The organism is Idiomarina sp. Sol25 (assembly GCF_033052775.1).
Lineage (GTDB): Bacteria > Pseudomonadota > Gammaproteobacteria > Enterobacterales > Alteromonadaceae > Idiomarina.
Genome location: NZ_JAUPEW010000001.1, coordinates 108,742 through 133,525, shown reverse-complemented (window position 1 = coordinate 133,525; position 24,784 = coordinate 108,742). Strand labels below are relative to the sequence as shown.

22 protein-coding genes and 2 tRNA genes are annotated in these 24,784 nt (G+C 46.9%); 4 read left to right on the top strand and 20 right to left on the bottom strand.

Annotated elements, in window-relative coordinates; all coding sequences use genetic code 11:
• Window positions 1–3: 3 nt before the first annotated feature.
• The 10 genes from nusA to rlmE all read right to left on the bottom strand — a co-directional run bounded on the left by nusA (window position 4) and on the right by rlmE (window position 8,442).
• Window positions 4–1,503 carry a transcription termination factor NusA gene (nusA, locus tag Q5L94_RS00565; protein ID WP_317496568.1) on the bottom strand — a complete coding sequence of 500 codons (1,500 nt, stop codon included), beginning with the start codon at window positions 1,501–1,503 and terminating at the stop codon, window positions 4–6.
• 26 nt (window positions 1,504–1,529) lie between these two features.
• Window positions 1,530–1,988 (bottom strand): ribosome maturation factor RimP, encoded by a 459-nt coding sequence (rimP, locus tag Q5L94_RS00560; RefSeq protein WP_317496567.1) that lies wholly within the window; start codon window positions 1,986–1,988, stop codon window positions 1,530–1,532.
• Between the two features lie 176 nt (window positions 1,989–2,164).
• Window positions 2,165–2,241, bottom strand: a tRNA-Met gene (locus tag Q5L94_RS00555).
• Between the two features lie 75 nt (window positions 2,242–2,316).
• Window positions 2,317–2,403: transfer RNA gene (locus Q5L94_RS00550), tRNA-Leu, on the bottom strand.
• A 6-nt stretch (window positions 2,404–2,409) separates the two neighbouring features.
• Window positions 2,410–2,751, bottom strand: a complete 342-nt coding sequence (gene secG / locus Q5L94_RS00545; protein WP_317496566.1) for a preprotein translocase subunit SecG — start codon at window positions 2,749–2,751, stop codon at window positions 2,410–2,412.
• 4 nt (window positions 2,752–2,755) lie between these two features.
• Window positions 2,756–3,514, bottom strand: coding sequence for a triose-phosphate isomerase (tpiA, locus tag Q5L94_RS00540; protein WP_317496565.1), 759 nt, complete (start codon window positions 3,512–3,514; stop codon window positions 2,756–2,758).
• 87 nt (window positions 3,515–3,601) lie between these two features.
• On the bottom strand, window positions 3,602–4,942 hold the full coding sequence (gene glmM, locus Q5L94_RS00535) for a phosphoglucosamine mutase (protein WP_317496564.1): 1,341 nt from the start codon (window positions 4,940–4,942) through the stop codon (window positions 3,602–3,604).
• Entirely contained in the window at window positions 4,939–5,754 is an 816-nt protein-coding gene (folP, locus tag Q5L94_RS00530; protein WP_317496563.1) for a dihydropteroate synthase, read from the bottom strand. Before folP ends, glmM begins: the two co-directional genes overlap by 4 nt.
• A gap of 70 nt (window positions 5,755–5,824) precedes the next feature.
• The gene (gene ftsH, locus Q5L94_RS00525) at window positions 5,825–7,774 is read right to left on the bottom strand and encodes an ATP-dependent zinc metalloprotease FtsH (protein ID WP_317496562.1); all 1,950 of its coding nucleotides are present in this window, start codon (window positions 7,772–7,774) and stop codon (window positions 5,825–5,827) included.
• Window positions 7,775–7,815: 41 nt separating this feature from the next.
• The gene (gene rlmE / locus Q5L94_RS00520) at window positions 7,816–8,442 is read right to left on the bottom strand and encodes a 23S rRNA (uridine(2552)-2'-O)-methyltransferase RlmE (RefSeq protein ID WP_011234227.1); all 627 of its coding nucleotides are present in this window, start codon (window positions 8,440–8,442) and stop codon (window positions 7,816–7,818) included.
• Window positions 8,443–8,533: 91 nt separating this feature from the next.
• On the opposite strand from rlmE, the gene yhbY reads away from it, so the two are divergent.
• Window positions 8,534–8,830: a ribosome assembly RNA-binding protein YhbY gene (gene yhbY / locus Q5L94_RS00515; RefSeq protein ID WP_011234228.1), complete on the top strand. Its 297-nt coding sequence runs from the start codon at window positions 8,534–8,536 to the stop codon at window positions 8,828–8,830.
• Here the strand turns inward: yhbY and Q5L94_RS00510 are convergent.
• The 10 genes from Q5L94_RS00510 to grpE all read right to left on the bottom strand — a co-directional run bounded on the left by Q5L94_RS00510 (window position 8,805) and on the right by grpE (window position 21,580).
• Window positions 8,805–9,353: a hypothetical protein gene (locus Q5L94_RS00510; RefSeq protein WP_317496561.1), complete on the bottom strand. Its 549-nt coding sequence runs from the start codon at window positions 9,351–9,353 to the stop codon at window positions 8,805–8,807. The two genes, yhbY and Q5L94_RS00510, sit on opposite strands and share 26 nt — an antisense overlap.
• Window positions 9,354–9,510: 157 nt before the next feature.
• Window positions 9,511–9,987: a transcription elongation factor GreA gene (gene greA / locus Q5L94_RS00505; RefSeq protein ID WP_011234230.1), complete on the bottom strand. Its 477-nt coding sequence runs from the start codon at window positions 9,985–9,987 to the stop codon at window positions 9,511–9,513.
• Entirely contained in the window at window positions 9,984–13,208 is a 3,225-nt protein-coding gene (gene carB, locus Q5L94_RS00500) for a carbamoyl-phosphate synthase large subunit (protein ID WP_317496560.1), read from the bottom strand. Before carB ends, greA begins: the two co-directional genes overlap by 4 nt.
• 58 nt (window positions 13,209–13,266) lie before the next feature.
• Complete coding sequence (gene carA / locus Q5L94_RS00495; RefSeq protein WP_317496559.1) at window positions 13,267–14,412, bottom strand: glutamine-hydrolyzing carbamoyl-phosphate synthase small subunit; 1,146 nt, start codon at window positions 14,410–14,412, stop codon at window positions 13,267–13,269.
• A 158-nt stretch (window positions 14,413–14,570) separates the two neighbouring features.
• Window positions 14,571–15,377 (bottom strand): 4-hydroxy-tetrahydrodipicolinate reductase, encoded by an 807-nt coding sequence (gene dapB, locus Q5L94_RS00490; RefSeq protein WP_317496558.1) that lies wholly within the window; start codon window positions 15,375–15,377, stop codon window positions 14,571–14,573.
• Window positions 15,377–16,609, bottom strand: coding sequence for a dicarboxylate/amino acid:cation symporter (locus tag Q5L94_RS00485; protein ID WP_317496557.1), 1,233 nt, complete (start codon window positions 16,607–16,609; stop codon window positions 15,377–15,379). Before Q5L94_RS00485 ends, dapB begins: the two co-directional genes overlap by 1 nt.
• 128 nt (window positions 16,610–16,737) lie before the next feature.
• Window positions 16,738–17,574 carry a M48 family metallopeptidase gene (locus Q5L94_RS00480; protein ID WP_317496556.1) on the bottom strand — a complete coding sequence of 279 codons (837 nt, stop codon included), beginning with the start codon at window positions 17,572–17,574 and terminating at the stop codon, window positions 16,738–16,740.
• A gap of 49 nt (window positions 17,575–17,623) precedes the next feature.
• On the bottom strand, window positions 17,624–18,778 hold the full coding sequence (gene dnaJ, locus Q5L94_RS00475) for a molecular chaperone DnaJ (RefSeq protein ID WP_317496555.1): 1,155 nt from the start codon (window positions 18,776–18,778) through the stop codon (window positions 17,624–17,626).
• A 102-nt stretch (window positions 18,779–18,880) separates the two neighbouring features.
• A complete protein-coding gene (gene dnaK / locus Q5L94_RS00470) occupies window positions 18,881–20,809 on the bottom strand; it encodes a molecular chaperone DnaK (protein WP_317496554.1) in 1,929 nt (642 codons plus the stop codon).
• Between the two features lie 105 nt (window positions 20,810–20,914).
• A complete protein-coding gene (gene grpE / locus Q5L94_RS00465; protein ID WP_317496553.1) occupies window positions 20,915–21,580 on the bottom strand; it encodes a nucleotide exchange factor GrpE in 666 nt (221 codons plus the stop codon).
• 142 nt (window positions 21,581–21,722) lie between these two features.
• Between grpE and nadK the strand changes: the two genes are divergently transcribed.
• The 3 genes from nadK (at window position 21,723) to Q5L94_RS00450 (ending at window position 24,783) form a co-directional block, all read left to right on the top strand.
• Window positions 21,723–22,601, top strand: coding sequence for an NAD(+) kinase (gene nadK, locus Q5L94_RS00460; RefSeq protein ID WP_317496552.1), 879 nt, complete (start codon window positions 21,723–21,725; stop codon window positions 22,599–22,601).
• An 80-nt stretch (window positions 22,602–22,681) separates the two neighbouring features.
• On the top strand, window positions 22,682–24,346 hold the full coding sequence (gene recN / locus Q5L94_RS00455) for a DNA repair protein RecN (protein ID WP_317496551.1): 1,665 nt from the start codon (window positions 22,682–22,684) through the stop codon (window positions 24,344–24,346).
• Window positions 24,347–24,432: 86 nt separating this feature from the next.
• Window positions 24,433–24,783: an outer membrane protein assembly factor BamE gene (locus Q5L94_RS00450; protein ID WP_317496550.1), complete on the top strand. Its 351-nt coding sequence runs from the start codon at window positions 24,433–24,435 to the stop codon at window positions 24,781–24,783.
• The last annotated feature ends 1 nt before the right edge of the window (window position 24,784 follow it).

The following is a 24,784-nucleotide window of genomic DNA, read 5'->3' as shown; positions in this document are numbered from 1 at the left end:
GTTCTACTGTTCTTCATTGAACCAGCAAATATTGCGGGCTTTCATAATCAAATCGCCAGCCTGCTGTTCATTTAATTCTTCAATATCGGCTAAGTCGTCAACGCCCTGTTCCGCTAACTCTTCCAGAGTTGTCACGCCTTTACTGGCTAACACATAAGCCAGATGACGCTCCATTCCTTCCAGGTTCAACAGTGTGTCGTCTGGTTCAGCCGATTCCAGAGATTCTTCTGTAGCCAGAGCTTTCGTGGTTAAATAAGCACGTGCTCTGCTACGTAATTCTTCTACGATATCTTCGTCCATTCCTTCAATATCAAGGAATTCTGCAACCGGGACATAAGCCACTTCTTCAAGTGAAGAGAAGCCTTCATCAACCAGTACACTTGCAAAATCTTCATCGATATCTAAAGTCGATACGAACAAGTTCAATAGGCGCTGAGTTTCCGCTTCATTTTTTTCGTTGAAATCGTCTTCGGTCATAACATTCAGCGTCCAGCCGGTTAGCTGGCTGGCAAGGCGAACGTTCTGTCCACCTTTACCAATAGCTTGCGCCAGATTATCTGCTGCAACCGCAATATCCATAGTGTGTGCATCTTCATCCACAACTATAGACGCGACTTCAGCAGGTGCCATCGCGTTAATGACGTACTGTGCTGGATTGTCATCCCAAAGCACAATGTCTACGCGCTCACCACCAAGTTCACCAGAGACCGCTTGAACTCGTGCACCGCGCATACCGACGCAAGCCCCAACAGGATCTATGCGCTTATCATTGCTCTTAACCGCAATTTTAGCACGCGAACCCGGGTCTCGGGCAGCACCGCGAAGCTCAATCATCTCTTCACCTATTTCAGGCACTTCGATACGGAACAATTCCAACAAGAAATTAGGATTGGTTCTGCTTACAAATAATTGTGCACCCCGGGCTTCCGGACGAACGTCATAAAGCAACCCGCGAATACGGTCACCTGGACGCACCGATTCTCGCGGTAACATTTCGTCGCGATAAATAATTGCTTCTGCGTTATTACCTAAATCCAGAATAACGTGTTCCCGATTTGCACGCTTAACAATACCGCTGACCATTTCGCCCACTTGCTCGCGATATTCATCGACAACTTGAGCTCGTTCAGCTTCACGCACCTTTTGTACAATAACCTGTTTTGCCGTTTGGGTCGTAATACGGTCAAACTCTATCGAATCGATTTGTTCTTCTACGTAATCACCAGCCTGAACCGATGAATCTTCGTATTGCGCTGCTGACAAGCTAATTTCACGGTAAGGGTGTTCTAACCCTGAATCCGTGTCTTCAACGACCAACCAACGACGAAATGTATCAAATTCGCCGGTGGTACGATCGATATCAATACGAACTTCAATATCGCCGTCGTACTTCTTTTTGGTCGCATGAGCCAACGCTGACTCTAACGCTTCAAATATCTTTTCGCGTGGTACTGCTTTTTCGTTTGAAACCGCTTCTGCGACTAACAGTATTTCTTTACTCATGAGTGCTGCCTCGCCAACGCAATCTTTTAATCAAATGCCGGAACCAGGTGAGCGTTTTTCACATCGCGCATATTCACCTGAAAAGTATCGTTATCAACGGCAAGGGTCAGTTCTTCTCCCTCAACCGCAATCAATTCTGCCTTAAATTTTCTTTTGTTCTTTTGCGCCGCTATTAGTTCAAAAGCAACGGTTTCTTTTATATAAGGCTGCATTTGTTCGGCATTAAAAAACGGTCTTTCCATTCCCGGAGAGGACACTTCCAGGTTGTATTCAACATTGATAGGGTCTTCAACATCCAGTAGTGAACTGACCTGATAACTCACGTCTGCACAGTTATCCACACTGATACCTTCCGGATGATCGATATAAACCCGTAACGTTGAAAACTTACCGGCGCGGATAAACTCTACGCCCCACAATTCAAAGTCCAGCGCTTCTACCGCCGGCCGAATTATATCGGTTAACCGTTCTTGCAAATTTGCCAATTACTGCCTCCTGAAACAAAAAAAGGGCGCAAGCGCCCAGTGTTCTGGCTATCCTAAGATAGCTAAGGCCGCATAGCAAAAAGCCCCGAGCTGCTGCGGGGCTTTCTGAACACTGGACCCTTTGTCAGTTATTTTAGCAAAAGCGACGCCTTAATGCGAAATGCTGCTACTAAAATTGGTTGCGGGGGCAGGATTTGAACCTACGACCTTCGGGTTATGAGCCCGACGAGCTACCAGACTGCTCCACCCCGCGTCCGAAACTTGTTGCACATTATACGTATTTTACGTTTATTTTCAACCTCTGAGGCAACAATCAGAGAGTTAATTTTGGTGCAGAAGGCGGGACTTGAACCCGCACGCCCGTAAGAGCACTACCCCCTCAAGGTAGCGTGTCTACCAATTCCACCACTTCTGCAAAATCTTAGTCAATTGGCGGCACGTCAGATTCAGAGTCTGACTTATCATCAGCTGGAGGTAACTCTTGCTCTTCAGCCGGAACTGAAAGGTCTGAAAAGTCATTTGATGACTCATCAGTAGAAGTCGATAAGTTACCCAGTACCAGGCTCAGAATGAAAAACACTACCGCCAACCCGGCTGTTGCGCGGGTCAGGAAGTTACCGGAACCTGATGAACCAAAAACAGTGTTCGATGCTCCTGAGCCAAAAGATGCGCCCATGTCTGCGCCTTTGCCTTGTTGCAGCATAATAAAGCCAATTAAGACCAAAGCGACAACGAGAAATGCGATCATCAAAATTTCGTACATAATTTTACCCTTGAGCAGCTTGGCAAATAGCAACAAAGTCTGACTCTTTCAAACTTGCACCACCTATCAGGCCGCCGTCAATGTCTTTTTGCGCAAATAATTCGGCAGCGTTGTCAGCTTTAACTGAGCCGCCGTACAATAACGGCATTTTCTCACCAATCGCGCCAAATTGCTCTACCAGTAACGCTCTTAATTTTGCATGAACGTCCTGTGCTTGTTCTGGTGAAGCCGTTTCTCCGGTACCAATTGCCCAAACTGGCTCGTAGGCCAAAACAATTTTACCGGCTTGCTCTTTAGGAAGATCAGCCAAAGCCGCTTGCGCTTGCTCTGCTACAACTTCCCAGGTGTTTCCCTCATCGCGTTGTGCTTTATTCTCGCCAACACAAATTACCGCTGTCATACCAGCATTAACCGTAGCTAAGGTCTTCTCATTCACCATTTTGTCGGTTTCTGCGAAAAACTGCCGACGCTCTGAATGTCCCACTAGCACGTAGCTAACACCAAACTCTTGTAGCTGCGAGGTTGAAATTTCACCGGTGAAAGCGCCGCCAGTGTGTTCAGATACACTCTGAGCACCAATGGCAATGTCATCGTAATAACACTGATTAGCCAGCTCGCTAATAAGGGTGAACGGAGGACAGATAACTAACTTAACTTGCTGTAGCTGATTAAGTTTTTCCCGCAAAGCTGTCGACATTGTTTTCGTTAGCTTGCGATTTCCGTTCATTTTCCAATTTGCAATCACTAGTGATGCATTAGGCATAGTTTGTCCTCTACTCCAGAGCGCGGGAATAGTAGCGAAACACTCACCAACTTACAAGCGAGATTTTCACCACTAGCCGCTAACTGTTTAATTTGTAGCCGCTTCGACCTCTTTAGCAATTTGCTGAGCAAAGGCTTTTACCTTTGCTTCGTTCTCACCTTCAACCATTACGCGAATTAAAGGTTCAGTGCCAGACTTCCGTAATAAGACCCGACCGCTGCCTGCAAGAGCCTCTTCCACTTCACGCACAACACTTTTCACATTTGCTGATTCCAGAGGCTGTTTATCACTCTCGAAACGAACATTAATAAGTACTTGCGGCAGTTTATGAAAGTCACAGCTCAGTTTTTCCAGGGACTTTTGTTCCTGGTACATCGCCGCTAGAACCTGTAGGCCGGCTATAATGCCGTCTCCGGTCGTGTGATGCTGACGGTTTATAACGTGCCCGGAATTTTCGCCACCGAGATACCAGTCACGCTTAACCAGTTCCTCAATAACATAACGGTCGCCGACTTTCGCCCGAACAAAAGGAATGCGCCGTTTATCCAGCTCCTTCTCCAAAGCAAAGTTCGTCATCAAAGTACCAACAACCCCGCCCTGAAGCTGCCCCTGATTCTGCGCAGTGACAGCAAGCATATAAAGAATTTCGTCACCATCAATGGGGCGTCCGTTTTCAGTCACCATCATTATGCGGTCACCGTCACCGTCAAGCGCTATACCAAGGTCAGCTTTTGTTTCCAGTACTTCATTCTGCAATGCCGTTAAGTGCGTTGCACCACACTCTTTATTAATATTCAGTCCATTCGGCTGCGTGCCTATTTCGGTCACTTCAGCACCGAGTTCCCGAAGCACATTTGGTGCAATGTGGTAAGTAGCCCCGTGAGCGCAGTCAACCACTATGTGAAACCCTTCCAGAGTCATTTCATTGGGGAACACGCTTTTACAAAACTCGATATAGCGGCCTGCGGCATCGTTAATGCGTTTTGCCCGCCCCAGCTCTTCGGAAATAACGCAATCCATCGGCTCGTCCAGCAAGCGCTCAATTTCCAACTCGACTTCGTCCGGAAGTTTGTGCCCGTTATCAGCAAAAAATTTAATGCCATTGTCATAATATGGGTTATGGGAAGCGCTGATTACGATTCCGGCAGCGGCTCTGAACGTACGTGTAAGGTAAGCAATTCCCGGAGTCGGCATAGGCCCTAAGAAGTCGACCCCGACACCAGCAGCGGCTAAGCCTGCCTCCAGTGCTGACTCAAGCATATAACCAGAAACCCGGGTGTCTTTGCCCACTAATACGCGACTGGTGCCCTTAGCGGCAAGCACACGCCCGGCCGCCCACCCAAGCTTAACTGCAAACTCAGGGGTTATCGGGAAGTGCCCGACACGTCCGCGCACGCCATCGGTGCCGAAATATTTACGCTCACTCAAAGGTGTTCTCCTTCTGTAGTTGCTGCAACCACTTTCATTGCGTCAACTGTCTCCTTAACATCATGAACGCGAATTATACGTGCTCCTTTCATAGCTGCAATGGTTGCAGCTGCTAAACTGCCTGCTAAGCGGTCTTTTACTTCACGTCCTGTAACATGACCTATCATGCTTTTTCGTGACATTCCTACCAATAACGGTAACTGCAATTCGTGAAACGCCTGCAAACGTTGCAATAACTGATAGTTATGTCGCTGCGACTTGCCAAAACCAAAACCAGGATCCAGCCAAATTCTCTTGCGCTCTATGCCTGCTTTTTCACACTCTATGACACGCTCTTGTAAAAACGTCTTAACGTCGAAAACAACATCGTCGTAATTAGGATTCTGTTGCATACTACGAGGCTCACCCTGCATGTGCATCAGGCACACCTCTGCGTTTGTTTCAGCCAGCGCCTTAAGAGCGCCCTCCTCACGCAACGCATTAACATCATTAATAATATTCGCGCCAACTTGTATCGATTCTGTCATTACTTTCGGTTTGGTTGTATCCACTGAAATAGAAACGTCAAAGCGCTCCCTTACCGCATTTACCAAAGGAACAACTCTGTCCAACTCTTCTTGTTCAGCAACCGAATAAGCACCAGGACGGGTAGATTCCCCCCCTATATCCACAATATCAGCGCCATCTTTGATCAGCTGTGCAACGTGATCTATGGCGTCATTTAGGCGATTGTACTCCCCACCGTCTGAAAATGAATCCGGAGTAACATTAACAATTCCCATCACTCGCAACGGCTTTGGATTTTTTGGCATGGCTTAGCTCCGCTAATAACTGTGTCCTACAAAAAAGCCACCTTTCGGTGGCTTTTTAAAAGAATCAACGTTAAGAAGTTGCATCCCCGGGTTTATCAACATTAATGGGGCGGTCTGGACGTTCTTCGGTGTTTTCTGCTTTAGCAGCCCCACCATCAGAATCGTTACCACCACTGTCTCTGTCATCCCAGTCTTTTGGCTGACGAACATCGCGGCGGTTCATTAAGTCATCAATTTGGTCGGCATCAATCGTTTCATAGCGAACTAATGCGTCTTTCATTGAATGCAAAATATCTTCGTTTTCTTCCAGCAGTTTTTTCGCACGCTGGTAATTGCGATCAATTACTGACTTCACTTCTTCATCAATAGCGCGCGCCGTGTCGTCTGACATGTGCTTGTGCTGAGTAACTGAGCGCCCGAGGAATACTTCGTTTTCATCTTCGGCGTACAGCAACGGCCCCATTTTCTCTGAAAGCCCCCACTGGGTAACCATTTTACGAGCAATTTCAGTTGCACGTTCAATGTCGTTAGAAGCACCGGTAGTCACTTTATCGTTACCATAAATAATGGCTTCTGCGAGGCGTCCACCGAACAAGCTTGAAATCATACTTTCAAGGTGCTGCTTACTGTGGCTGACACGATCCTGCTCTGGCAGATACATTGTCACACCCAGCGCACGGCCTCGTGGAATAATCGATACTTTGTAGACTGGATCATGTTCTGGCACAAGGCGACCAACAATGGCGTGGCCGGCTTCGTGATAAGCGGTCATCGCTTTTTCATCGTCCGTCATCACCATTGAGCGGCGCTCTGCACCCATCATGATCTTGTCTTTTGCTTTATCGAATTCTTCCATTGAAACAACACGCTTGTCGCCCCGGGCGGCAAATAGCGCAGCTTCGTTTACTAAGTTCGCTAAATCCGCACCAGAAAAGCCAGGTGTACCACGAGCGATCACTGACGGTTTGACGTCATCGCCTAATGGCACTTTACGCATGTGCACTTTAAGAATTTGCTCACGACCACGAACATCCGGTAAACCAACAATAACCTGACGGTCAAAGCGACCGGGACGTAATAAAGCAGGGTCTAATACATCTGGACGGTTAGTAGCGGCAATAACGATAATGCCTTCATTACCTTCAAAACCATCCATTTCAACCAACATTTGGTTCAGTGTCTGTTCACGTTCGTCGTGGCCACCACCTAATCCGGCACCACGTTGACGACCCACGGCATCAAGCTCATCAATAAAGATAATGCATGGCGCAGATTTTTTCGCTTGTTCGAACATGTCACGAACACGGGAAGCACCAACACCAACAAACATCTCAACGAAGTCTGAACCGGAAATACTGAAGAACGGCACTTTAGCCTCGCCGGAAATTGCTTTAGCCAGCAATGTTTTACCGGTTCCCGGAGGACCAACCATGAGCACGCCTTTCGGTATTTTGCCGCCAAGACGCTGAAATTTAGAAGGGTCTTTCAGATAGTCGACAAGCTCTGAGACTTCTTCTTTAGCCTCATCACACCCCGCAACATCTTTAAACGTTGTTTTTGACTGCTCTTCGTTCATCAGCTTGGCTTTGCTCTTACCAAACGACATGGCTCCACGGCCACCACCACCGCCTTGCATCTGACGCATGAAGAATATCCATACACCAATCAACAGCAGCATCGGGAACCACGAAATAAAAATAGATGCCAGAATACTCTGCTCTTCTGGCGGAGTACCTTGGGTTTCTACATCGTTCGCCAACAAATCATCCAGAATTTTTGGATCATATTGAGTTGGTACAACAGTTTTATAAGATTGACCATTGCGAGTCATACCTGAAATAGTGCGTCCATCATCACCAAACTCAGCACGACGAATGTTGCCATTATTAACCTGGGATACAAATTCACTGTATACCATGGTTGATGATGACGTTCCGCTCGGACTGAAGCTCTGAAAAACGCTCATCAGTACGACGGCTATTACAAGCCACAAGATGAGATTCTTTGCCATATCGCTCAAAGCCTATTACCTCTATTAAAAATCAACTACCCAACAGGGTACTACAGTTTATAGTCTGTCGCTACCAAGTAGACCTCTCTCGAACGTGCTCTTGAGGACTCTGGTTTTCTAGTTTTCACATCATTAAACGCTGCACGTACATCTTTCAGGAACGATTCAAAACCTTGCCCCTGAAACACTTTGACAGCAAAACTCCCGCCAGGTTTTAAAACCTGATGACACATGTCCAGCGCGAGCTCTACCAAATACATTGAGCGCGCCTGGTCTACGGTGCCATTACCGCTCATATTAGGTGCCATATCAGACAGCACCACATCAACATTTTTACCGCCGATACGTTCTAATAAAGCTTCCAGTACCGATTCTTCACGAAAGTCACCCTGAAGAAAATCGACTCCGGCGATTGGGTCCATCGCTAAAATATCACAAGCAATGATTTGACCGTCGCCGTTAAAGTAGTCGGCAACGTATTGTGACCACCCGCCCGGGGCCGCTCCTAGATCAACGACGGTTTGACCTTTTTTGATCAGTTTGTCCCGTTTTTGTATTTCTTCCAATTTAAAAACAGCGCGGGAGCGTAATCCCTTCTTCTGAGCTTTTTGGACAAACTGATCGTCAAAATGTTCTTTCAGCCAGCGCTGACTACTTACACTGCGTTTTTTTCCCATGATTTAACGAAGTTTCCTTAATTGTCTGGCCTGAATACCTGATCTGGCGTTACAATGTTAAAAAATCAAGCTCTAAAACGGATATTATCGAATGTCATTAAGTAATAAGCAAAAACAGCACTTAAAAGGTTTAGCACATCCGCTCAAACCCGTCGTACTACTTGGGGCTAACGGCCTTACTGAAGGTGTTCTTGCAGAAATTGAGCAAGCACTTGACCACCATGAACTGATTAAAATAAAAGTGCCGGAAGAAGACCGCGAGCTCAGAAAGCAAATTATGGCAACCATTGTACATGAAACCGGTGCCGCTGAAGTGCAAATTATCGGTAAAACACAAGTGATATACCGTGCTGCAGAAGAACCTAAGATTCGTCTTCCACGCGGTTAACCTTTTGAATCGCAGGCTTAAGAGCTAATGCTTTCGCTACTAACTCTAATGCCTGCGATTTCTCCATCCACTTATCTGTAGTGGAAAAATAAGCATCCAGCATCAAAGTCATGCATTGTTCATCATCTTGCAGCCCGTAGTCTTTCAGTAACGGTTCTATCTTTTTGTGCGCTTTTAGAAATTCAATTCGTCGTTTCCGTTCTTCCTCTACTACGCTACTCTTAACATAGTCTCGCTGAGTGTAAGCATAGTTGGGTTCATGCAAGGTATAACCTGGAGCGAAAAACCAATTAAGAGAGATTCTTTCTTGCAGTAGTTTTCGGATAATTTCAGCAAAAGGTAGTTTGTTACTACGTTTCCAGTAGGCGTAATCGTTGGCATTGCGGCCTAACCAAACAGAAACATCTTTATAAGTTGCTTTTTGTGAGATGAGTTTTAAACGTTCGAGGCATTCCGCGACAGTAAGTTCATCAAGAGGTGTATGCTGAAAACTGTTAAATGATAGTGACTGTTCCTTGTCCATTGTCATCCTACTTTGTAATTTTAATGTTATTAATTAACAGAAGAACAAACTATACAATAAACCGTATAAAAACAAACAACAATGTATTTCAAAAGCCGATAAAAAGAAAAGGCTGGTAAACTTACGTTTCCAGCCTTTTAAAAAATCATTTTAGATATTACTTATATTGTACTGCAACAACCTCGTATTCAACTTCACCGTTAGGCGTCGTTACTGTCGCAATATCATCGATTTCTTTACCAATAAGTGCACGCGCAATAGGTGAATTCACAGATATTAAGTTTGATTTAATATCCGCTTCATCATCGCCGACTATTTTATAAGTAACTTCTTCATCCGTTTTCGTATTGTAAACGGTGACTGTGGAGCCAAAAATAACCTTGCCGTTATTTGGCACTTTAGTTACATCAATAATCTGCGCATTAGAAAGCTTGGATTCAATTTCCTGAATACGGCCTTCACAAAAGCCTTGCTGTTCACGCGCTGCATGATATTCCGCATTTTCTTTTAAATCGCCGTGCTCACGAGCATCAGCAATAGCTTCAACGATGCGCGGACGCTCAACCGTTTTTAAACGTTTAAGCTCGTCACGTAATAATTGCGCGCCATGTTCCGTCATTGGAATCTGGTTCATATTAACGATACCCTTTTATGTAATTCTTGTACCGAACTCACCCGAGCCCGATCATCCGCTGTATTTGCTTTAACTGTCGCAAACGCAGCATTTAATGTTGTGGTGTAAATAACTTTATTCAATAGTGCTTCACGGCGAATATAGACCGAGTCTTCAATCGCCTGACGGCCTTCTACTGTATTTATAATATAGCAATATTCGCCGTTTTTAATCGCATCAACAATATTTGGACGGCCTTCTTGCAGTTTATTTACAATACTGCAGTCAATACCTTCTTCACCAAGCATTTTAGCTGTACCGCGCGTTGCTTCTAAACTGAAGCCTAACGCCAATAAACCGCGGGCTAGGTCCATCAAACGTTGTTTGTCACTGTCTTTTACAGAAATGAGTGCTTTGCCTTTTTTAGCCAGCGCTTCGCCAGCACCCAGGTTAGCTTTAGCATAAGCTTCTTCAAAGCTTTCACCTACGCCCATAACTTCGCCGGTTGAGCGCATTTCAGGTCCGCGAATAGGATCCACGCCCTGGAATTTAGCAAAAGGAATAACCACTTCTTTCACCGAGTAATACGGTGGAATAATTTCTTTTACATAGCCCTGCTCTTGCAGTGACTGACCAACCATTACTCGCGCTGCCACTTTGGCTAACGGCACACCTGTCGCTTTAGAAACAAAAGGTACGGTTCGCGCAGCTCTAGGGTTTACCTCAATAAGATAAATTTCATCATCTTTAACCGCAAACTGAGCGTTCATCAAGCCATTCACATTCAATTCAAAAGCTAAATTACGCATTTGTTCACGTAATTGAGCCTGAATAATGTCACTCAATGAATATGGAGGCAATGAACACGCTGAGTCCCCCGAATGTACACCGGCTTCCTCTATATGCTGCATAATGCCGCCAATTAGCACGTCGGTACCATCGCAAATAGCATCAACGTCAACTTCTATCGCGTTATCAAGGAAACGATCCAGTAGTACCGGCGCATCATTTGACACTTTGACCGCGTCAGTCAGATAACGTTGCAAATCCGCTTCGTCATAGACAATTTCCATTGCCCTTCCACCCAGAACATAGGATGGACGAACGACTAACGGATAACCGATACGTTTAGCCTCAGTTAGTGCTTCGTTGAAGCCTGTAACTGTTGAGTTCTCGGGTTGTTTTAACCCCAGACGACGTACGGCCGTCTGAAAACGCGCCCGGTCTTCTGCTCTATCAATCGCGTCAGGTGAAGTACCGATAATTGGCACGCCATTAGCTTCAAGCTCACGCGCCAGCTTCAGCGGAGTCTGACCACCATATTGAACAATAACCCCTTTAGGCTTTTCAATACGGACAATTTCAAGAACATCCTCGAGTGTAATAGACTCAAAGTAAAGACGATCTGAAGTGTCGTAATCGGTAGATACTGTTTCCGGGTTACAGTTGACCATAATGGTTTCATAACCGTCTTCGCGCAGCGCCAGCGACGCATGTACACAGCAATAGTCGAACTCAATGCCCTGCCCGATACGATTAGGTCCGCCACCAATAACCATGATTTTTTCTTTGTCGGACGGAGCCGCTTCGCATTCTTCATCGTAGCTTGAATACATGTAAGCTGTGCCAGAGGCGAATTCAGCCGCACAGGTATCAACACGTTTGTAAACGGGATGAATGTTATACTTATGGCGCTTTTTACGAACTTCAGCTTCACTCACATGCAGAACGTCGGCTATACGAGAATCAGCAAAACCGCGGCGTTTTAATACCGTAATAACGTCTGCGGTGAGTCCCGCTAAACCGAGTTCATCAATCTCTTTCTCAAGGTTTACAAGCTCTTCAATCTGAATCAGATACCATTCGTCTATGCGTGTCAGCTCAAAGACTTCGCGTACCGTCATTCCTAAGCGGAAGGCGTCGGCGATATACCAAATACGCTCAGCACCCGGTTCTTTTAATTCACGGATGACTTTTGAACGGGCATCTTTAGCTTCTAAGTCCACAATAGGGTCAAAGCCTGAGGCACCAAGCTCCAGACCACGCAGGGCTTTTTGCATCGACTCCTGGAAGTTACGGCCAATAGCCATGACTTCACCAACCGACTTCATTTGCGTGGTCAGCCGGTCATTGCAGTTAGCAAACTTTTCAAAGTTAAAGCGCGGTATTTTGGTGACTACGTAATCTAACGCGGGTTCAAAAGACGCAGGCGTTCTGCCGCCGGTTATCTCGTTATCCAGTTCATCCAGCGTATAACCAACCGCCAGTTTCGCTGCAACCTTAGCAATTGGGAAGCCTGTAGCTTTTGATGCCAGAGCCGATGACCGGGAAACCCGAGGGTTCATTTCAATAATAACCACACGCCCGGTGTCCGGGTTAACGCCAAACTGTACGTTAGAGCCTCCGGTTTCTACACCGATTTCACGCAGAACGGCCATTGCCGCATCACGCATTAGCTGGAATTCTTTATCGGTTAACGTCTGAGCGGGAGCAACAGTTATCGAGTCACCGGTATGAATTCCCATTGGATCGAAGTTTTCAATGGTACAGACAATGATGCAGTTATCGCTTTTATCGCGCACAACTTCCATCTCGTACTCTTTCCAACCCAGCAATGACTCATCAATTAGCAGTTCATTGGTTGGCGAGAGGTCTAAACCCCGTCTACAAATTTCTTCAAACTCTTCGCGGTTATAGGCAATGCCACCGCCACTGCCGCCCATAGTGAAAGACGGTCGTATAATGCAAGGGAAACCCAGTCGGCTTAGCACATCAAAGGCTTCATCCAGACTATGAGCCATTTCTGCATTCGGTGTTTCCAGACCAATCGCTTTCATTGCTTTATCGAAGCGATCACGGTTTTCCGCTTTATCAATCGCATCGGCATTGGCGCCAATCATTTCAACCTTGTAGCGTTCCAGCACACCGTGGCGATCTAAATCCAGCGCACAGTTCAAAGCGGTTTGGCCACCCATGGTCGGTAACACCGCATCTGGACGCTCACGCTCAATAATTTTCTCTACTACTTCCCAGTGAATTGGCTCGATATAAGTTGCATCGGCCATTTCCGGGTCAGTCATAATGGTAGCGGGGTTAGAATTTACCAAAATGACTCGGTAACCTTCTTCGCGCAGCGCTTTGCACGCTTGAGCGCCGGAGTAATCAAACTCACAGGCCTGGCCGATAACAATAGGGCCTGCCCCCAGAATCAGAATGCTTTTAATGTCGGTACGTTTTGGCATAAAGTCGCTCTATCTGTCCTTTCGCTACGGATGACGGCATCGAATATCATTCGACGAATCAGGCTTTGGCCTGCATCAATTCAATAAAGTGGTCAAACAGTTCACTGGCATCATGTGGACCAGGGCTTGCTTCCGGATGACCCTGGAAACTAAACGCAGGTTTATCTTTACGATGAATACCCTGCAATGTTCCATCGAACAAAGATACGTGAGTCACTTCCAGATTATCCGGCAACTGTTTCTCATCAACGGCAAAGCCATGGTTCTGACTGGTAATCATCACCCGTTTCGTTTTTACATCTTGTACCGGGTGGTTAGCGCCGTGATGACCAAACTTCATTTTCATGGAGTGCGCGCCACTGGCAATGGCCAGTAACTGATGGCCAAGACAAATACCAAAAATTGGAATGTCTTTATCCAGCAAGGTTTTGATTGCTGTAATCGCATAATCACAAGGCTCAGGGTCGCCCGGACCATTCGATAAGAAAACCCCATCGGGTTTTAATGCTAGTACATCCTCGGCCGACGTTTGAGCCGGTACGACTGTAATTTTACAATTTCGGTCCGCAAGCAAACGCAGAATGTTGTGTTTACAACCGTAATCATAAGCGACTACATGGTATTCATTCTGCTCTGGTTTGGTATGGCCTTCGCCCAGCTGCCAGCTACCGCCCTGCCAGTCATAAGGTTTGTCGCAGCAAACTTCTTTCGCAAGATCCATTCCCTTTAAGCCCGGAAACTTCTGAGCCAGTTCCTGCGCTTTATTTTCATCCAGCTCGCCAACCATAATGCAGCCATTTTGCGCGCCTTTTTCGCGCAAAATGCGAGTTAAACGACGCGTATCAATATCTGCAATACCCACCACATTGTGACGTTGCAAGTAAGCGCTTAGCGTTTCCTCACTACGGAAATTGCTGGCTTTCATTGCCAAATCTCTAATGATAAGTCCTTTCGCCCAAACCTGATCAGACTCTGCGTCTTCAGAGTTAATACCGGTATTGCCTATATGGGGATAAGTGAGAGTAACGATTTGTTCTGTATAAGATGGGTCAGTAAGAATTTCCTGGTAACCTGTCATGGCCGTGTTGAAGACCACTTCGCCGACTGCAGAGCCTTCGGCTCCGATAGCGGTTCCGCGAAACACGGTCCCGTCAGCAAGCACCAGAATCGCTCGTTTAGCGGATTGACTCGCTAGAATACTCAAGGGCAACCTCCGTACATAAAAAAACGGGTAAATCAATAATTTGACTTCCCCGTCTTGCGTCCTGAACCGCGCGTTTTGCCAAATCACGCCGGCCTTCGGACTGATTCAGGCAAATTCCCGCCATTCTACGAAATATTACGAAAATCGTCCAGCAGTATTTATTGCTTGAGCATGCGTTGCAGTATGTCCTGCAAATTTAAGGTGTCCTGCAGGCTATAAAAACCGGGCGCTTGTTCTTCAAGCCATTTGGCGGCACGTAAGGCTCCGTCGGCAAAAGTTTTTCGATTACTGACACGGTGTCCAATCTCAATGCGTTCACCCGCAACCGCCAGAGTGACTTGATGTTCACCGATAATATCTGCTGCCCGCATTACCGAGAAGCCAATACCGTCGTCGCTGCGCAGCCCGTCAGCGCGAATACCGTCGTTAACCTGTTCCCAGTTTTGCTGCCGGCCTTTTGCTGCAGCCTGCCCCAAACTCAGTGCCGTTCCGGACGGGCCATCTTTTTTATCTCGGTGATGCGCCTCAAAAATTTCAATGTCAGCATTGGGCAATGCAGCACTGCTTAAACCAACCAACTGTTCTAGCAAGGCAATCCCGATGCTGGTATTACTGGCGTACAGTACCGGCACTGTCTCGGCCGCCTGAGCCATACGTTCTCTCTGCTCGTCTTTTAGCCCCGTCGTACAAACAACAATAGGTAACTGATATTGTTCAGCAAGCTTCAGGTTTTCAGTGAGCGCTTCAGGCAAAGAGAAATCAATAAGAACATCGACCTGCTCTGGCTGCAGCTCATCGGCACTAATAAAATGAACAGGCTCGCTCTCTGTCGCACTGTCGCCGTAACTGTTGCTGCTTTTTCTGACAATGGCTGCGCCCAGCTTAGCTTGGTTATCGTCCGTCAAAGCCTGAATAACGGCTCTCCCCATTCTGCCCGAGGCTCCAAATACGCCCACATTGATCATTATTTTGACTCCGTCGCTAAATGAGTTTGATCCTGCAACAGGTTTTCACTGCGCGCAACGACTCTGGAAACCATCATATCGCCAGTCACATTGGTCAGGGTTCGGGCCATGTCAATGATGCGATCGATAGCAGCGATAAACGCAATGCCTTCTAAAGGCAACCCAATAACATTCAGAGTAACGGTTAACATTACCAGAGCGGTGCCCGGTACGCCTGCCGTTCCCACCGAAGCCAGCGTCGCTGTTAGCATGATCAAACCGTAATCCATCCACTCTAACGGTATTCCGTAGAGCTGCGCAATAAAAATAGAGGCAACGGCCGGATAAATGCCACCGCAGCCGTCCATATTAATGGTGGCACCTAAAGGTAAAACGAAACTGGCATAATCCTTCGAGACACCCAAACGTTCTGTGACAGCCCGGTGCGCCGCTGGTAATGAGCCAAACGAACTGCACGTGGTAAAGGCGACAATCTGCGCATCAAATACCGCTTTGAAAAACTGCCAGGGACTCATGCCGCCTGCGGTGCGAATTAAACCGCCGTAAACCACCACAATATGGATAAGACAGGCCAAATAAATAACACCCACAAATTTCGCCAGTGGCAGCAAGGTACTAAAACCGTATTCACCAATAACCCAGGACATTAAACCAAGTACACCAATAGGCGTTAACTGCAACACCATACGAGTAATTTCATACATGACTTCAGCGCCCGACTTTATCGTCTTACGCAAAGGCTCGCCTTTGCCTTTTAAACGCTGAATAGCAATACCAACCAAAGCCGCAAAAACAACGATTTGCAGTACATTACCTTCAGTTAACGCTGCGAAAGGATTACTGGGCACAAAATTGAGGAAAACTTGAGCTATACCGGGAATTTGCTTTTCATTTTGCTCTGTTGCAGTCAGCGTGTCTGCAGGGCTCATATCAATTAGACTGGCCAGAGTTAAGCCAATAGCACTGGCAATAATCGCGGTCAGCATAAATAAACCAATGGTTTTAGCACCCAAACGACCTAATTTCTTCCCATCATTCAGATCCGTAATAGCACTAACAATGGCACAGAAAATAAGCGGCGCGACCAGCATCTTAATGGCTTTTATAAACAAATCGCCAAGAGGCTTAAGCGCAACACCAACCTCAGGAGCCAGCCCACCTATTAGCATACCTAATACAAAGGCACCTAAAACACGTTGCCAAAATGGAATTGCAAACCACGCTTTAAACATAATTCCCCAGCCGCTTTATAAAAAATGGGAGCTAGGGTAAAACGTTAAAGAGAAGGTCAAAAAGAATAAATTGAACTAGGTTATAACCTTTTGAAAGGCAGAGGGAATGAGCTGTTCCCTCTGTTACTTTATTTGTCTGAACTGCCAACCGATGCCGGACGTTGACAGTCTGGTGTATTCCCCGCGGCACGAGCCGCAGAGTAACGCTCTTGTAACGACGGGATCAGCGCTTCAAGGTCTTTAATACGAGTTTGGGGATTCGGGTGAGTCGACAACAACTCAGGCGGCGATTTACCGTCTGAAGCCGATTGCATATTGCGCCACAACTCAGGAGCCTCTTCCAGTTTGAATCCAGCGTCGGCCATATATTCCATACCCAGTTCATCCGATTCTGATTCATGGGTACGTGAATAAGGCAGCAGGATACCAACCTGAGCCCCTACACCTAAAGCGGCCATTAATAGGCCGGCTTTATCGTTATCCAATTGAGTACTGGCAAGAATGCCACCGAGCTGCAAACCTAGCCCGACCATCATGTTGCTAGAGATGCGTTCATTACTGTGCTCAGCAATAACGTGGCCAATTTCGTGCCCAATAACTGCCGCAAGCTGATGCTGGTTTTCGGCAACCTCTATCAGGCCGTCGTATACGCCAATATAACCACCCGGTAGAGCAAAAGCATTGACAGCGGGCTCTGCAAAAACAGCCACTTGCCAGTCCATTTCACTGTAGTTTCCTGGCAAGTTTTCAACTAATGCATCGCTGACACAACGCACGTAAGCATTGACCTCAGCATCGTCATTAATTTTTTTCTCTTCGCGCATTTCCTCGTAGGAGGCAGCCCCCATTTTATTCAATTCGCTACTTGAATAAAGTTGCAACTGCGAGCGCCCCGTCGGAGATTTAGCACAACTGGCCAGTGCGACCAACATGCAGGCGCTTAACGTCACCGTCTTCCAATTCATTGACTGCCTCCGGTCTTTTTTATCATGCACTTATCCAGTGATAGACAATTTAGCTACGTAAGTCATCAAAGAATTGTTTCACGCCGTCGAAAAAACCTTTTTCTTTGGGTCTGAATTTGGCAGCTTCATCGCCGGTACCCATTGAATTTTCGAGCTCTTCCAACATGTCACGTTGCTTAGATGACAGGTTCACCGGAGTTTCAATCACCACTTTGCAAATCAGGTCGCCGACTTCACCAGTGCGAACCGACTTAACGCCTTTACCACGTAACCGGAAGTGTTTACCCGTCTGTGTCTCTTTAGGTACTTTCAGTTTGACTTTACCTTCCAGGGTTGGCACCTCAATGTCACCACCAAGAGCCGCTTTAGTGAAGCTTACAGGTACTTCACAGAAGAGGTTATTGCCGTCGCGGGCAAAAATAGGATGCTCTCGTACATGAACCTGAACGTATAAGTCACCTGCCGGCGCGCCGTGCTCACCCGCTTCGCCTTCATTCGCTAAACGAATGCGGTCACCTGTATCGACACCGGCCGGAATCTTAACCGATAAAGTTTTAGTCTCTTCTTTACGGCCATGTCCATGGCATGTGCGGCAAGGATTTTTAATAATCGTACCCGTTCCGCGGCATTGAGGACAGGTTTGCTGTACAGCAAAAAAGCCTTGGCGCATTTGGATTTGACCTGCGCCATGACAATGGCCACAGGTTTGCGGCTTACTGCCTTTTTTCGCACCACTACCATTACAGTCGCGACACTCAACCAGAGTGGGAATTTCAAGCTCAACGGTTTTACCACGAACCGCTTCTTCCAGCGACATATCCAAGTTGTAACGCAAATCAGCACCACGCTGGGCACGAGCTTGCTGACGTCTGCCGCCGCCAAAAATATCGCCGAAGACATCACCAAAGATATCAGCAAAATCAGCACCGCCCCCGCCGAATCCGCCTGCACCATGGCCAGCTCCGCCCTGGCGTGCCTGTTCGAAAGCTTCGTGCCCATATTGATCATACATCTGGCGTTTCTGAGGATCAGAAAGGACTTCGTACGCTTGCTTAATTTCTTTAAACTTAATTTCCATTTCTTTATCACCCTCGGTTCTGTCCGGGTGATACTTCATCGCCATACGTTTGTAGGCTTTTTTAATGTCACGTTCATTGGCGTCTTTCGATACGCCCAGAACCTGGTAAAAATCTTGCGTCGCCATAATTTCTTCGTCTTCTATCTGTGCTGTTTATCAGCCTGATACAAATACACGGGCATTACCTTGCGGCAACACCCGTGTGCTTTTGCGAAGTTGCCTTAATGCTTACTTCTTATCGTCGTCTTTGACTTCTTCAAATTCAGCATCAACGACATCATCATCTGCTTTGGAAGACTGCTGTTCACCGCCAGCTGCGCCTTCAGCACCTTGCTGTGCCTGTTGCTGCTGAGCAGCTTCCATCAGCTTTTGTGATGCTTCCATCAACGCCTGAGATTTCGTATCAATGGCTTCTTTGTCACCATCTTTAGACGCTTGCTCAAGTTCTTCACAAGCTTTCTCAATAGCGTCTTTGTCTTCCTGAGACAAGGCGTCGCCAACTTCCTTCAACTGGTTACGGGTTGCATGAACCAAACCGTCTGCCTGGTTGCGTGCCTGCACCATTTCTTCAAACTTCTTATCTTCCTCAGCGTGTGCTTCGGCATCTTTAACCATTTTATCAACTTCAGATTCATCCAGACCAGAAGATGCTTTAATGGTGATTTTCTGTTCTTTACCTGTGTCTTTATCTTTGGCTGACACGTGCAGGATACCGTCCGCATCGATGTCAAAAGTCACTTCAATTTGTGGTACACCACGCGCCGCTGCACGAATACCTTCAAGGTTAAACTGACCCAGCGATTTGTTATCCCCAGCGCGCTTACGCTCACCCTGAATAACATGGATAGTTACTGCAGACTGGTTGTCTTCAGCCGTTGAGAAAGTTTGCGATTCTTTAGTCGGAATCGTCGTGTTTTTCTCAATCAGTTTCGTCATTACGCCGCCCATGGTTTCGATACCCAGCGACAACGGGCATACGTCCAGCAGCAGTACGTCTTTAACGTCGCCCTGCAGTACACCAGCCTGAACCGCAGCACCAACGGCAACCGCTTCATCAGGGTTAACGTCGCGGCGTGGTTCTTTACCAAAGAAGTCAGTTACGGCAGCCTGTACTTTCGGCATACGAGTCTGACCACCCACCATGATAATGTCCTGAATGTCACTGACAGACAGATCAGCATCCGCTAACGCCTGTTTCAGTGGCTCAAGCGATTTCTTAATCAGGTCTTCAACCAGTGACTCAAGTTTCGCACGGGTCACTTTAATTGCCATGTGCTTAGGACCGGTGTTATCTGCCGTAATGTATGGCAGGTTCACTTCGGTTTGCTGCGCAGATGATAATTCTATTTTCGCTTTCTCTGCCGCTTCTTTTAAGCGCTGCATAGCCAGTGGATCTTTACGCAAGTCAATGCCCTGGTCTTTTTCAAACTGCTCAACCAAGTAGTTAATTAAGCGGTTATCAAAGTCCTCACCGCCTAAGTGCGTGTCACCGTTAGTCGCCAGTACTTCAAAGGTGTGCTCGCCCTCAACTTCATCAATTTCGATAATAGAGATATCGAACGTACCACCACCTAGGTCATACACGGCAATGACGTTGTCGCCGGACTTCTTGTCCATACCGTATGCCAGCGCAGCTGCTGTTGGTTCGTTAATAATACGTTTAACATTAAGACCTGCGATTTTGCCCGCGTCTTTGGTTGCCTGACGCTGAGCATCGTTAAAGTATGCCGGTACAGTAATTACCGCATCCGTGACTTCTTCGCCCAGAAACTCTTCGGCGGTCTTTTTCATTTTTTTCAGAACTTCAGCAGAAATTTGCGGCGGTGCTTTTTTATCACCGTCAATTTCTACCCACGCATCACCGTTGTCAGCCTTAACAATGTTGTAAGGCATAATGCCGATGTCACGCTGTACTTCATCATCCTGAAAGCGACGCCCGATAAGGCGCTTAATTGCAAATAAAGTTTTATTTGGGTTGGTTACTGCCTGGCGTTTTGCCGGCGAACCGACCAAAATTTCACCATCATCAGTGAATGCTACTACTGACGGAGTTGTGCGGTCGCCTTCGCCGTTTTCAATAACGCGAGCTTTGCCACCATCCAGTACAGCAACACAAGAGTTTGTCGTACCTAAATCTATACCAATTGTTTTACCCATGATTCGTCTCCAACTTCTGATTCATGTAATTTGTTTCGTTACCCCTTATCTGGGGTGCCTATGTTCGAATTTCAATACCCAACACAGGGATAATTTTCGATTTTATTACGCTTTTGTATCCACACCCGAGTTCGAGTTACGCGCAACCATCACCATCGCTGGGCGCAACAAACGCCCGTTCAGCTCATAGCCTTTTTGCATTACTGCAATAATAGTGTTGTTCGGATGCTCATCAGATTCCTGCATTGACATGGCCTGGTGTTGATCCGGATTAAACGCTTCGCCCTCTTCACCAACGGCTTGAACACCAAACTTCTCCAGCGTTGAGGTTAAGCTTTTGTAGGTAAGCTCAATTCCCTCAACAAAGTTTTTGTTCGTTTCGTCTTCTTTGTCAGCCAGCTGTAAAGCGCGTTCAAGGTTATCTACCGAAGTCAGTATCTCGTTAGCGAACTTCTCCAGCGCAAACTTATGCGCCTTTTCAACATCCTGACTGGCCCGGCGACGCACGTTTTCCATTTCAGCCTGAGTGCGCAGTACCGAGTCGCGTTGATCATTCGCCTTCGCCTCTGCTTTACTTAAAGCCAGCTCAAGTTCCGCAATGCGATCCGTTTGCTCTGATGACTGTCCCGCAGTTTCAGCTTCATCGGCTGCGACGTCCTGCTGCAAAGCTTCTTCCGCCGCCTGCGCGGCTTCCTGTTCAGCTTTCTGCTGCTCTACGGTCGGCTCAGCAGCCGCTTCATTTTTTTGTTTCGAATCGTTTTTATCGGTCATAAGTGACTCTCTTTAACCAGTTTAAAATTAAGGTTGCAGAATTAATGGGGGCAAGTTTTCTTCTTTCAAGGGGATTTCTCTTACTTGATAAATTTTCTTGCTCATCGTAGCGTAAGCACACGAACGCACAAGGATTCCGTTAATGAGCGCTTTTACAAAGATTGGGTTACTCGGCAAAGCTGATGATCGTGGGACCCAGTTAACTTTAGAAACGATTGCCACGGCTTTAATTCATCGTGGTTTTGTTCTGTGTCTGGAAGCACGCACGGCGGAGCAATTAAACTTGCCGGAAGAAATCGAGACACTAAGCCTGCAGGACTTAGGCGAATGGGCCGAAATTGCTGTTGTCGTCGGCGGTGACGGCAACATGCTCGGTGCTGCCCGCGCCTTATGTGAGTACGATATCGGTGTTATCGGCGTCAATCGCGGTAATTTGGGGTTTTTAACCGATTTAGATCCCGACGAAGTCATGACGCCTTTGTTGTCGGTACTCAATGGAGACTACCACGTAGAGGAACGTTTCCTGCTCTCCGCCGAAGTCATTAACAACGGCAGTTCATCGGGTACCGGCAGAGCAATTAATGAAATTGTCCTGCACTCCGACAAAGTTGCGCACATGATAGAGTTTGAACTCTATGTGAACGACCATTTCGTCTTTAGTCAACGCTCTGATGGTTTAATTTGCGCCACCCCAACCGGCTCAACCGCCTATTCACTATCCGGTGGCGGCCCCATTCTGCATCCTGGCCTGGACGCAATGACTCTGGTGACTATGTTTCCTCATACCTTAAGCAGTCGACCAATTGTCGTCGATGGTAACAGTGAAGTCAGGTTAAAGGCTGCTTTAGACAATGACTTACTGCAAATTAGTTGCGACGGTCATGTTCGGATGACAGTTCACCCAGGCGATGATGTCATTATCAAAAAGTACCCGAAAGCCTTACGTATGATTCACCCTATTGACCACAACTACTATCACGTATTACGTAATAAACTCGGTTGGGGTAGCCGACTTTTTTAAGCGGGATACTTGCATTTCGACTCAGCTACTGTATAAATACTGTATAACCTGTATATATCAACAGTATTGGAGCGAAGGCTATGTTATCCCAATTAACTATTCGCAACTTTGCAGTCGTTAAATCGTTAGACATTGAATTTCACAGCGGCATGACCGCTATCACCGGCGAAACTGGTGCCGGTAAATCTATAGCTCTGGATGCCCTGAGCCTTTGCCTGGGGAGCCGGGCCGACGCTAACTGGGTTCGCCCGGGTCAGGAAAAAGCCGAAATTACAGCCGTTTTCGCGTTGGAAGATGCCAGCCCCGCTCACCAGTGGTTAGCTGATAATGAGTTTGACGCTGATGATGACTGCGTTTTACGTCGTGTTATTCAGCGCGACGGACGCTCCAAAGCATGGATTAACGGGACACCGGTTCCTGTCAGTCAACAAAAGTCTCTGGCACCACTATTAGTCAACATTCATGGTCAACACGAACATCAACTGTTGTTAAAGGACGAGCATCAATTAACGCTACTCGACAGCTACGCCCGCCATCAGCACTTGTTAGACAAAGTCCAACAAGACTATAAAAACTGGGCTTCAGTTGAGAAGCAATACCAAAGCTACCAGCAACAAAAAGAAGAACTGGAAGCCCAGCGTCAGTTACTTGAATATCAGGTTAATGAGCTAAATGAGTTTGCGCTGGAAGATGGCGAATTCGACGAGCTGGAGCAAAAACACAAGCGCTTAAGTAACAGCAAGGTTTTACTCGAAGCCGGTGTGTTTGCCTTAAACGCTCTTTACGAAGGAGAACACAATAACGCATCCAGTCTGGTTCAGTCAGCCAGCCAGCGCTTAGCTGAAGCTGAGGAGATGGACACCGCACTTTCTCCTGTTACCCAGTTATTGCAACAGGCAAAAGTACACATTGAAGAAGCGGCACTTGAGTTACGCCAGTATCAGGACGATTTAGAACTCGACCCGGGCGAACTTCAGATTATAGAAGACCGTTTAAGCGCCGCTATTCATTTAGCGAAGAAGCACCAGATACCCGGTTCAGAACTGAGCCAGCAACACAAAAAGTTAATAGACGAACTTGATAATCTAGAGCAAGCGGGCGAACAAGCCGAGAAACTTGACGAAGACCGGCAGCAGGCTCGAAAAGTCTACCGCGAGAGTGCTCTTAAGCTTTCGGCGAGCCGCGAACAGGCAGCTGCGGAGTTAAGTCAGCAAATAAGCAGCTCGATGCAAGAGTTGAATATGCCACATGGCCGTTTTGTTATTCAGGTTGAGCATGACACCAGCGCCCGGGCTACGCGACTGGGTACCGATGAAGTCGAGTTCCTGGTAACAACCAACCCCGGACAACCCATACAGGCACTGAATAAAGTCGCTTCTGGGGGTGAACTTTCGCGAATTAGCCTTGCCATACAGGTGATGACAGCGACACAGAAAACGGTTCCTACCATGATGTTTGATGAGGTTGATGTTGGCGTCAGTGGCCCTACAGCATCAATAGTGGGGTCTATGCTTCAGGCTTTGGGGAAGACCTCTCAGGTTATTTGTGTTACACACTTACCACAAGTCGCGGCTAAAGCTCATCAGCAATTACAAGTGAGTAAGTCAACTGATGGGGCCGAAACTGAAACCTCGGTAGTTGCGTTATCTAAAGAACAGAGGGTTATCGAACTGGCGCGCTTATTGGGTGGCGACAAAGTTACCGACATGGCAAAAGCAAACGCGAGAGAGTTACTCGCCAGTTAAATTCGTTCTATACTGGCGTTCGGGTAAGTCATTGTTTATCATCGACGCCAATACAATCAATTGAGATTAATTTTAATAGGTATTTCATGTCAAGATTTGGAGTTTTTCTAGTTGCCGTTATAACCTTAAATGGCTGTTCTCTTCTCGATAAAATGGTATATCGCATTGATATTCCTCAGGGGAATTATCTTGAGCAGGACGATGTCGACAAATTGCGGGTGGGAATGACTGAAGAGCAAGTTGTCTTTGTGCTGGGAACTCCTGTTGCGCAGAACAGTTTTGACTCTGACCGCTGGGTATATCTTTATAAAATGGATCCCAATTCAGGTAAAGATTACCGCAAAGAGTTGGTGTTAACCTTCAATAACGAGCGTTTACAGGATTTTAAAGGCGACTTTGATAAACCCGAAGACTTTAACCAGGCTCTGGATCAGTAAC

Excerpts from the sequence above, each read along its gene's own strand:
- nusA (WP_317496568.1), bottom strand. The coding sequence starts at position 1,503 with ATGAGTAAAGAAATACTGTTAGTCGCAGAAGCGGTTTCAAACGAAAAA.
- secG (WP_317496566.1), bottom strand. The coding sequence starts at position 2,751 with ATGTACGAAATTTTGATGATCGCATTTCTCGTTGTCGCTTTGGTCTTA.
- tpiA (WP_317496565.1), bottom strand. The coding sequence starts at position 3,514 with ATGCCTAATGCATCACTAGTGATTGCAAATTGGAAAATGAACGGAAAT.
- folP (WP_317496563.1), bottom strand. The coding sequence starts at position 5,754 with ATGCCAAAAAATCCAAAGCCGTTGCGAGTGATGGGAATTGTTAATGTT.
- rlmE (WP_011234227.1), bottom strand. The coding sequence starts at position 8,442 with ATGGGAAAAAAACGCAGTGTAAGTAGTCAGCGCTGGCTGAAAGAACAT.
- yhbY (WP_011234228.1), top strand. The coding sequence starts at position 8,534 with ATGTCATTAAGTAATAAGCAAAAACAGCACTTAAAAGGTTTAGCACAT.
- Q5L94_RS00510 (WP_317496561.1), bottom strand. The coding sequence starts at position 9,353 with ATGGACAAGGAACAGTCACTATCATTTAACAGTTTTCAGCATACACCT.
- greA (WP_011234230.1), bottom strand. The coding sequence starts at position 9,987 with ATGAACCAGATTCCAATGACGGAACATGGCGCGCAATTATTACGTGAC.
- carB (WP_317496560.1), bottom strand. The coding sequence starts at position 13,208 with ATGCCAAAACGTACCGACATTAAAAGCATTCTGATTCTGGGGGCAGGC.
- dapB (WP_317496558.1), bottom strand. The coding sequence starts at position 15,377 with ATGATCAATGTGGGCGTATTTGGAGCCTCGGGCAGAATGGGGAGAGCC.
- Q5L94_RS00485 (WP_317496557.1), bottom strand. The coding sequence starts at position 16,609 with ATGTTTAAAGCGTGGTTTGCAATTCCATTTTGGCAACGTGTTTTAGGT.
- Q5L94_RS00480 (WP_317496556.1), bottom strand. The coding sequence starts at position 17,574 with ATGAATTGGAAGACGGTGACGTTAAGCGCCTGCATGTTGGTCGCACTG.
- dnaJ (WP_317496555.1), bottom strand. The coding sequence starts at position 18,778 with ATGGCGACGCAAGATTTTTACCAGGTTCTGGGCGTATCGAAAGACGCC.
- dnaK (WP_317496554.1), bottom strand. The coding sequence starts at position 20,809 with ATGGGTAAAACAATTGGTATAGATTTAGGTACGACAAACTCTTGTGTT.
- grpE (WP_317496553.1), bottom strand. The coding sequence starts at position 21,580 with ATGACCGATAAAAACGATTCGAAACAAAAAAATGAAGCGGCTGCTGAG.
- nadK (WP_317496552.1), top strand. The coding sequence starts at position 21,723 with ATGAGCGCTTTTACAAAGATTGGGTTACTCGGCAAAGCTGATGATCGT.
- recN (WP_317496551.1), top strand. The coding sequence starts at position 22,682 with ATGTTATCCCAATTAACTATTCGCAACTTTGCAGTCGTTAAATCGTTA.
- Q5L94_RS00450 (WP_317496550.1), top strand. The coding sequence starts at position 24,433 with ATGTCAAGATTTGGAGTTTTTCTAGTTGCCGTTATAACCTTAAATGGC.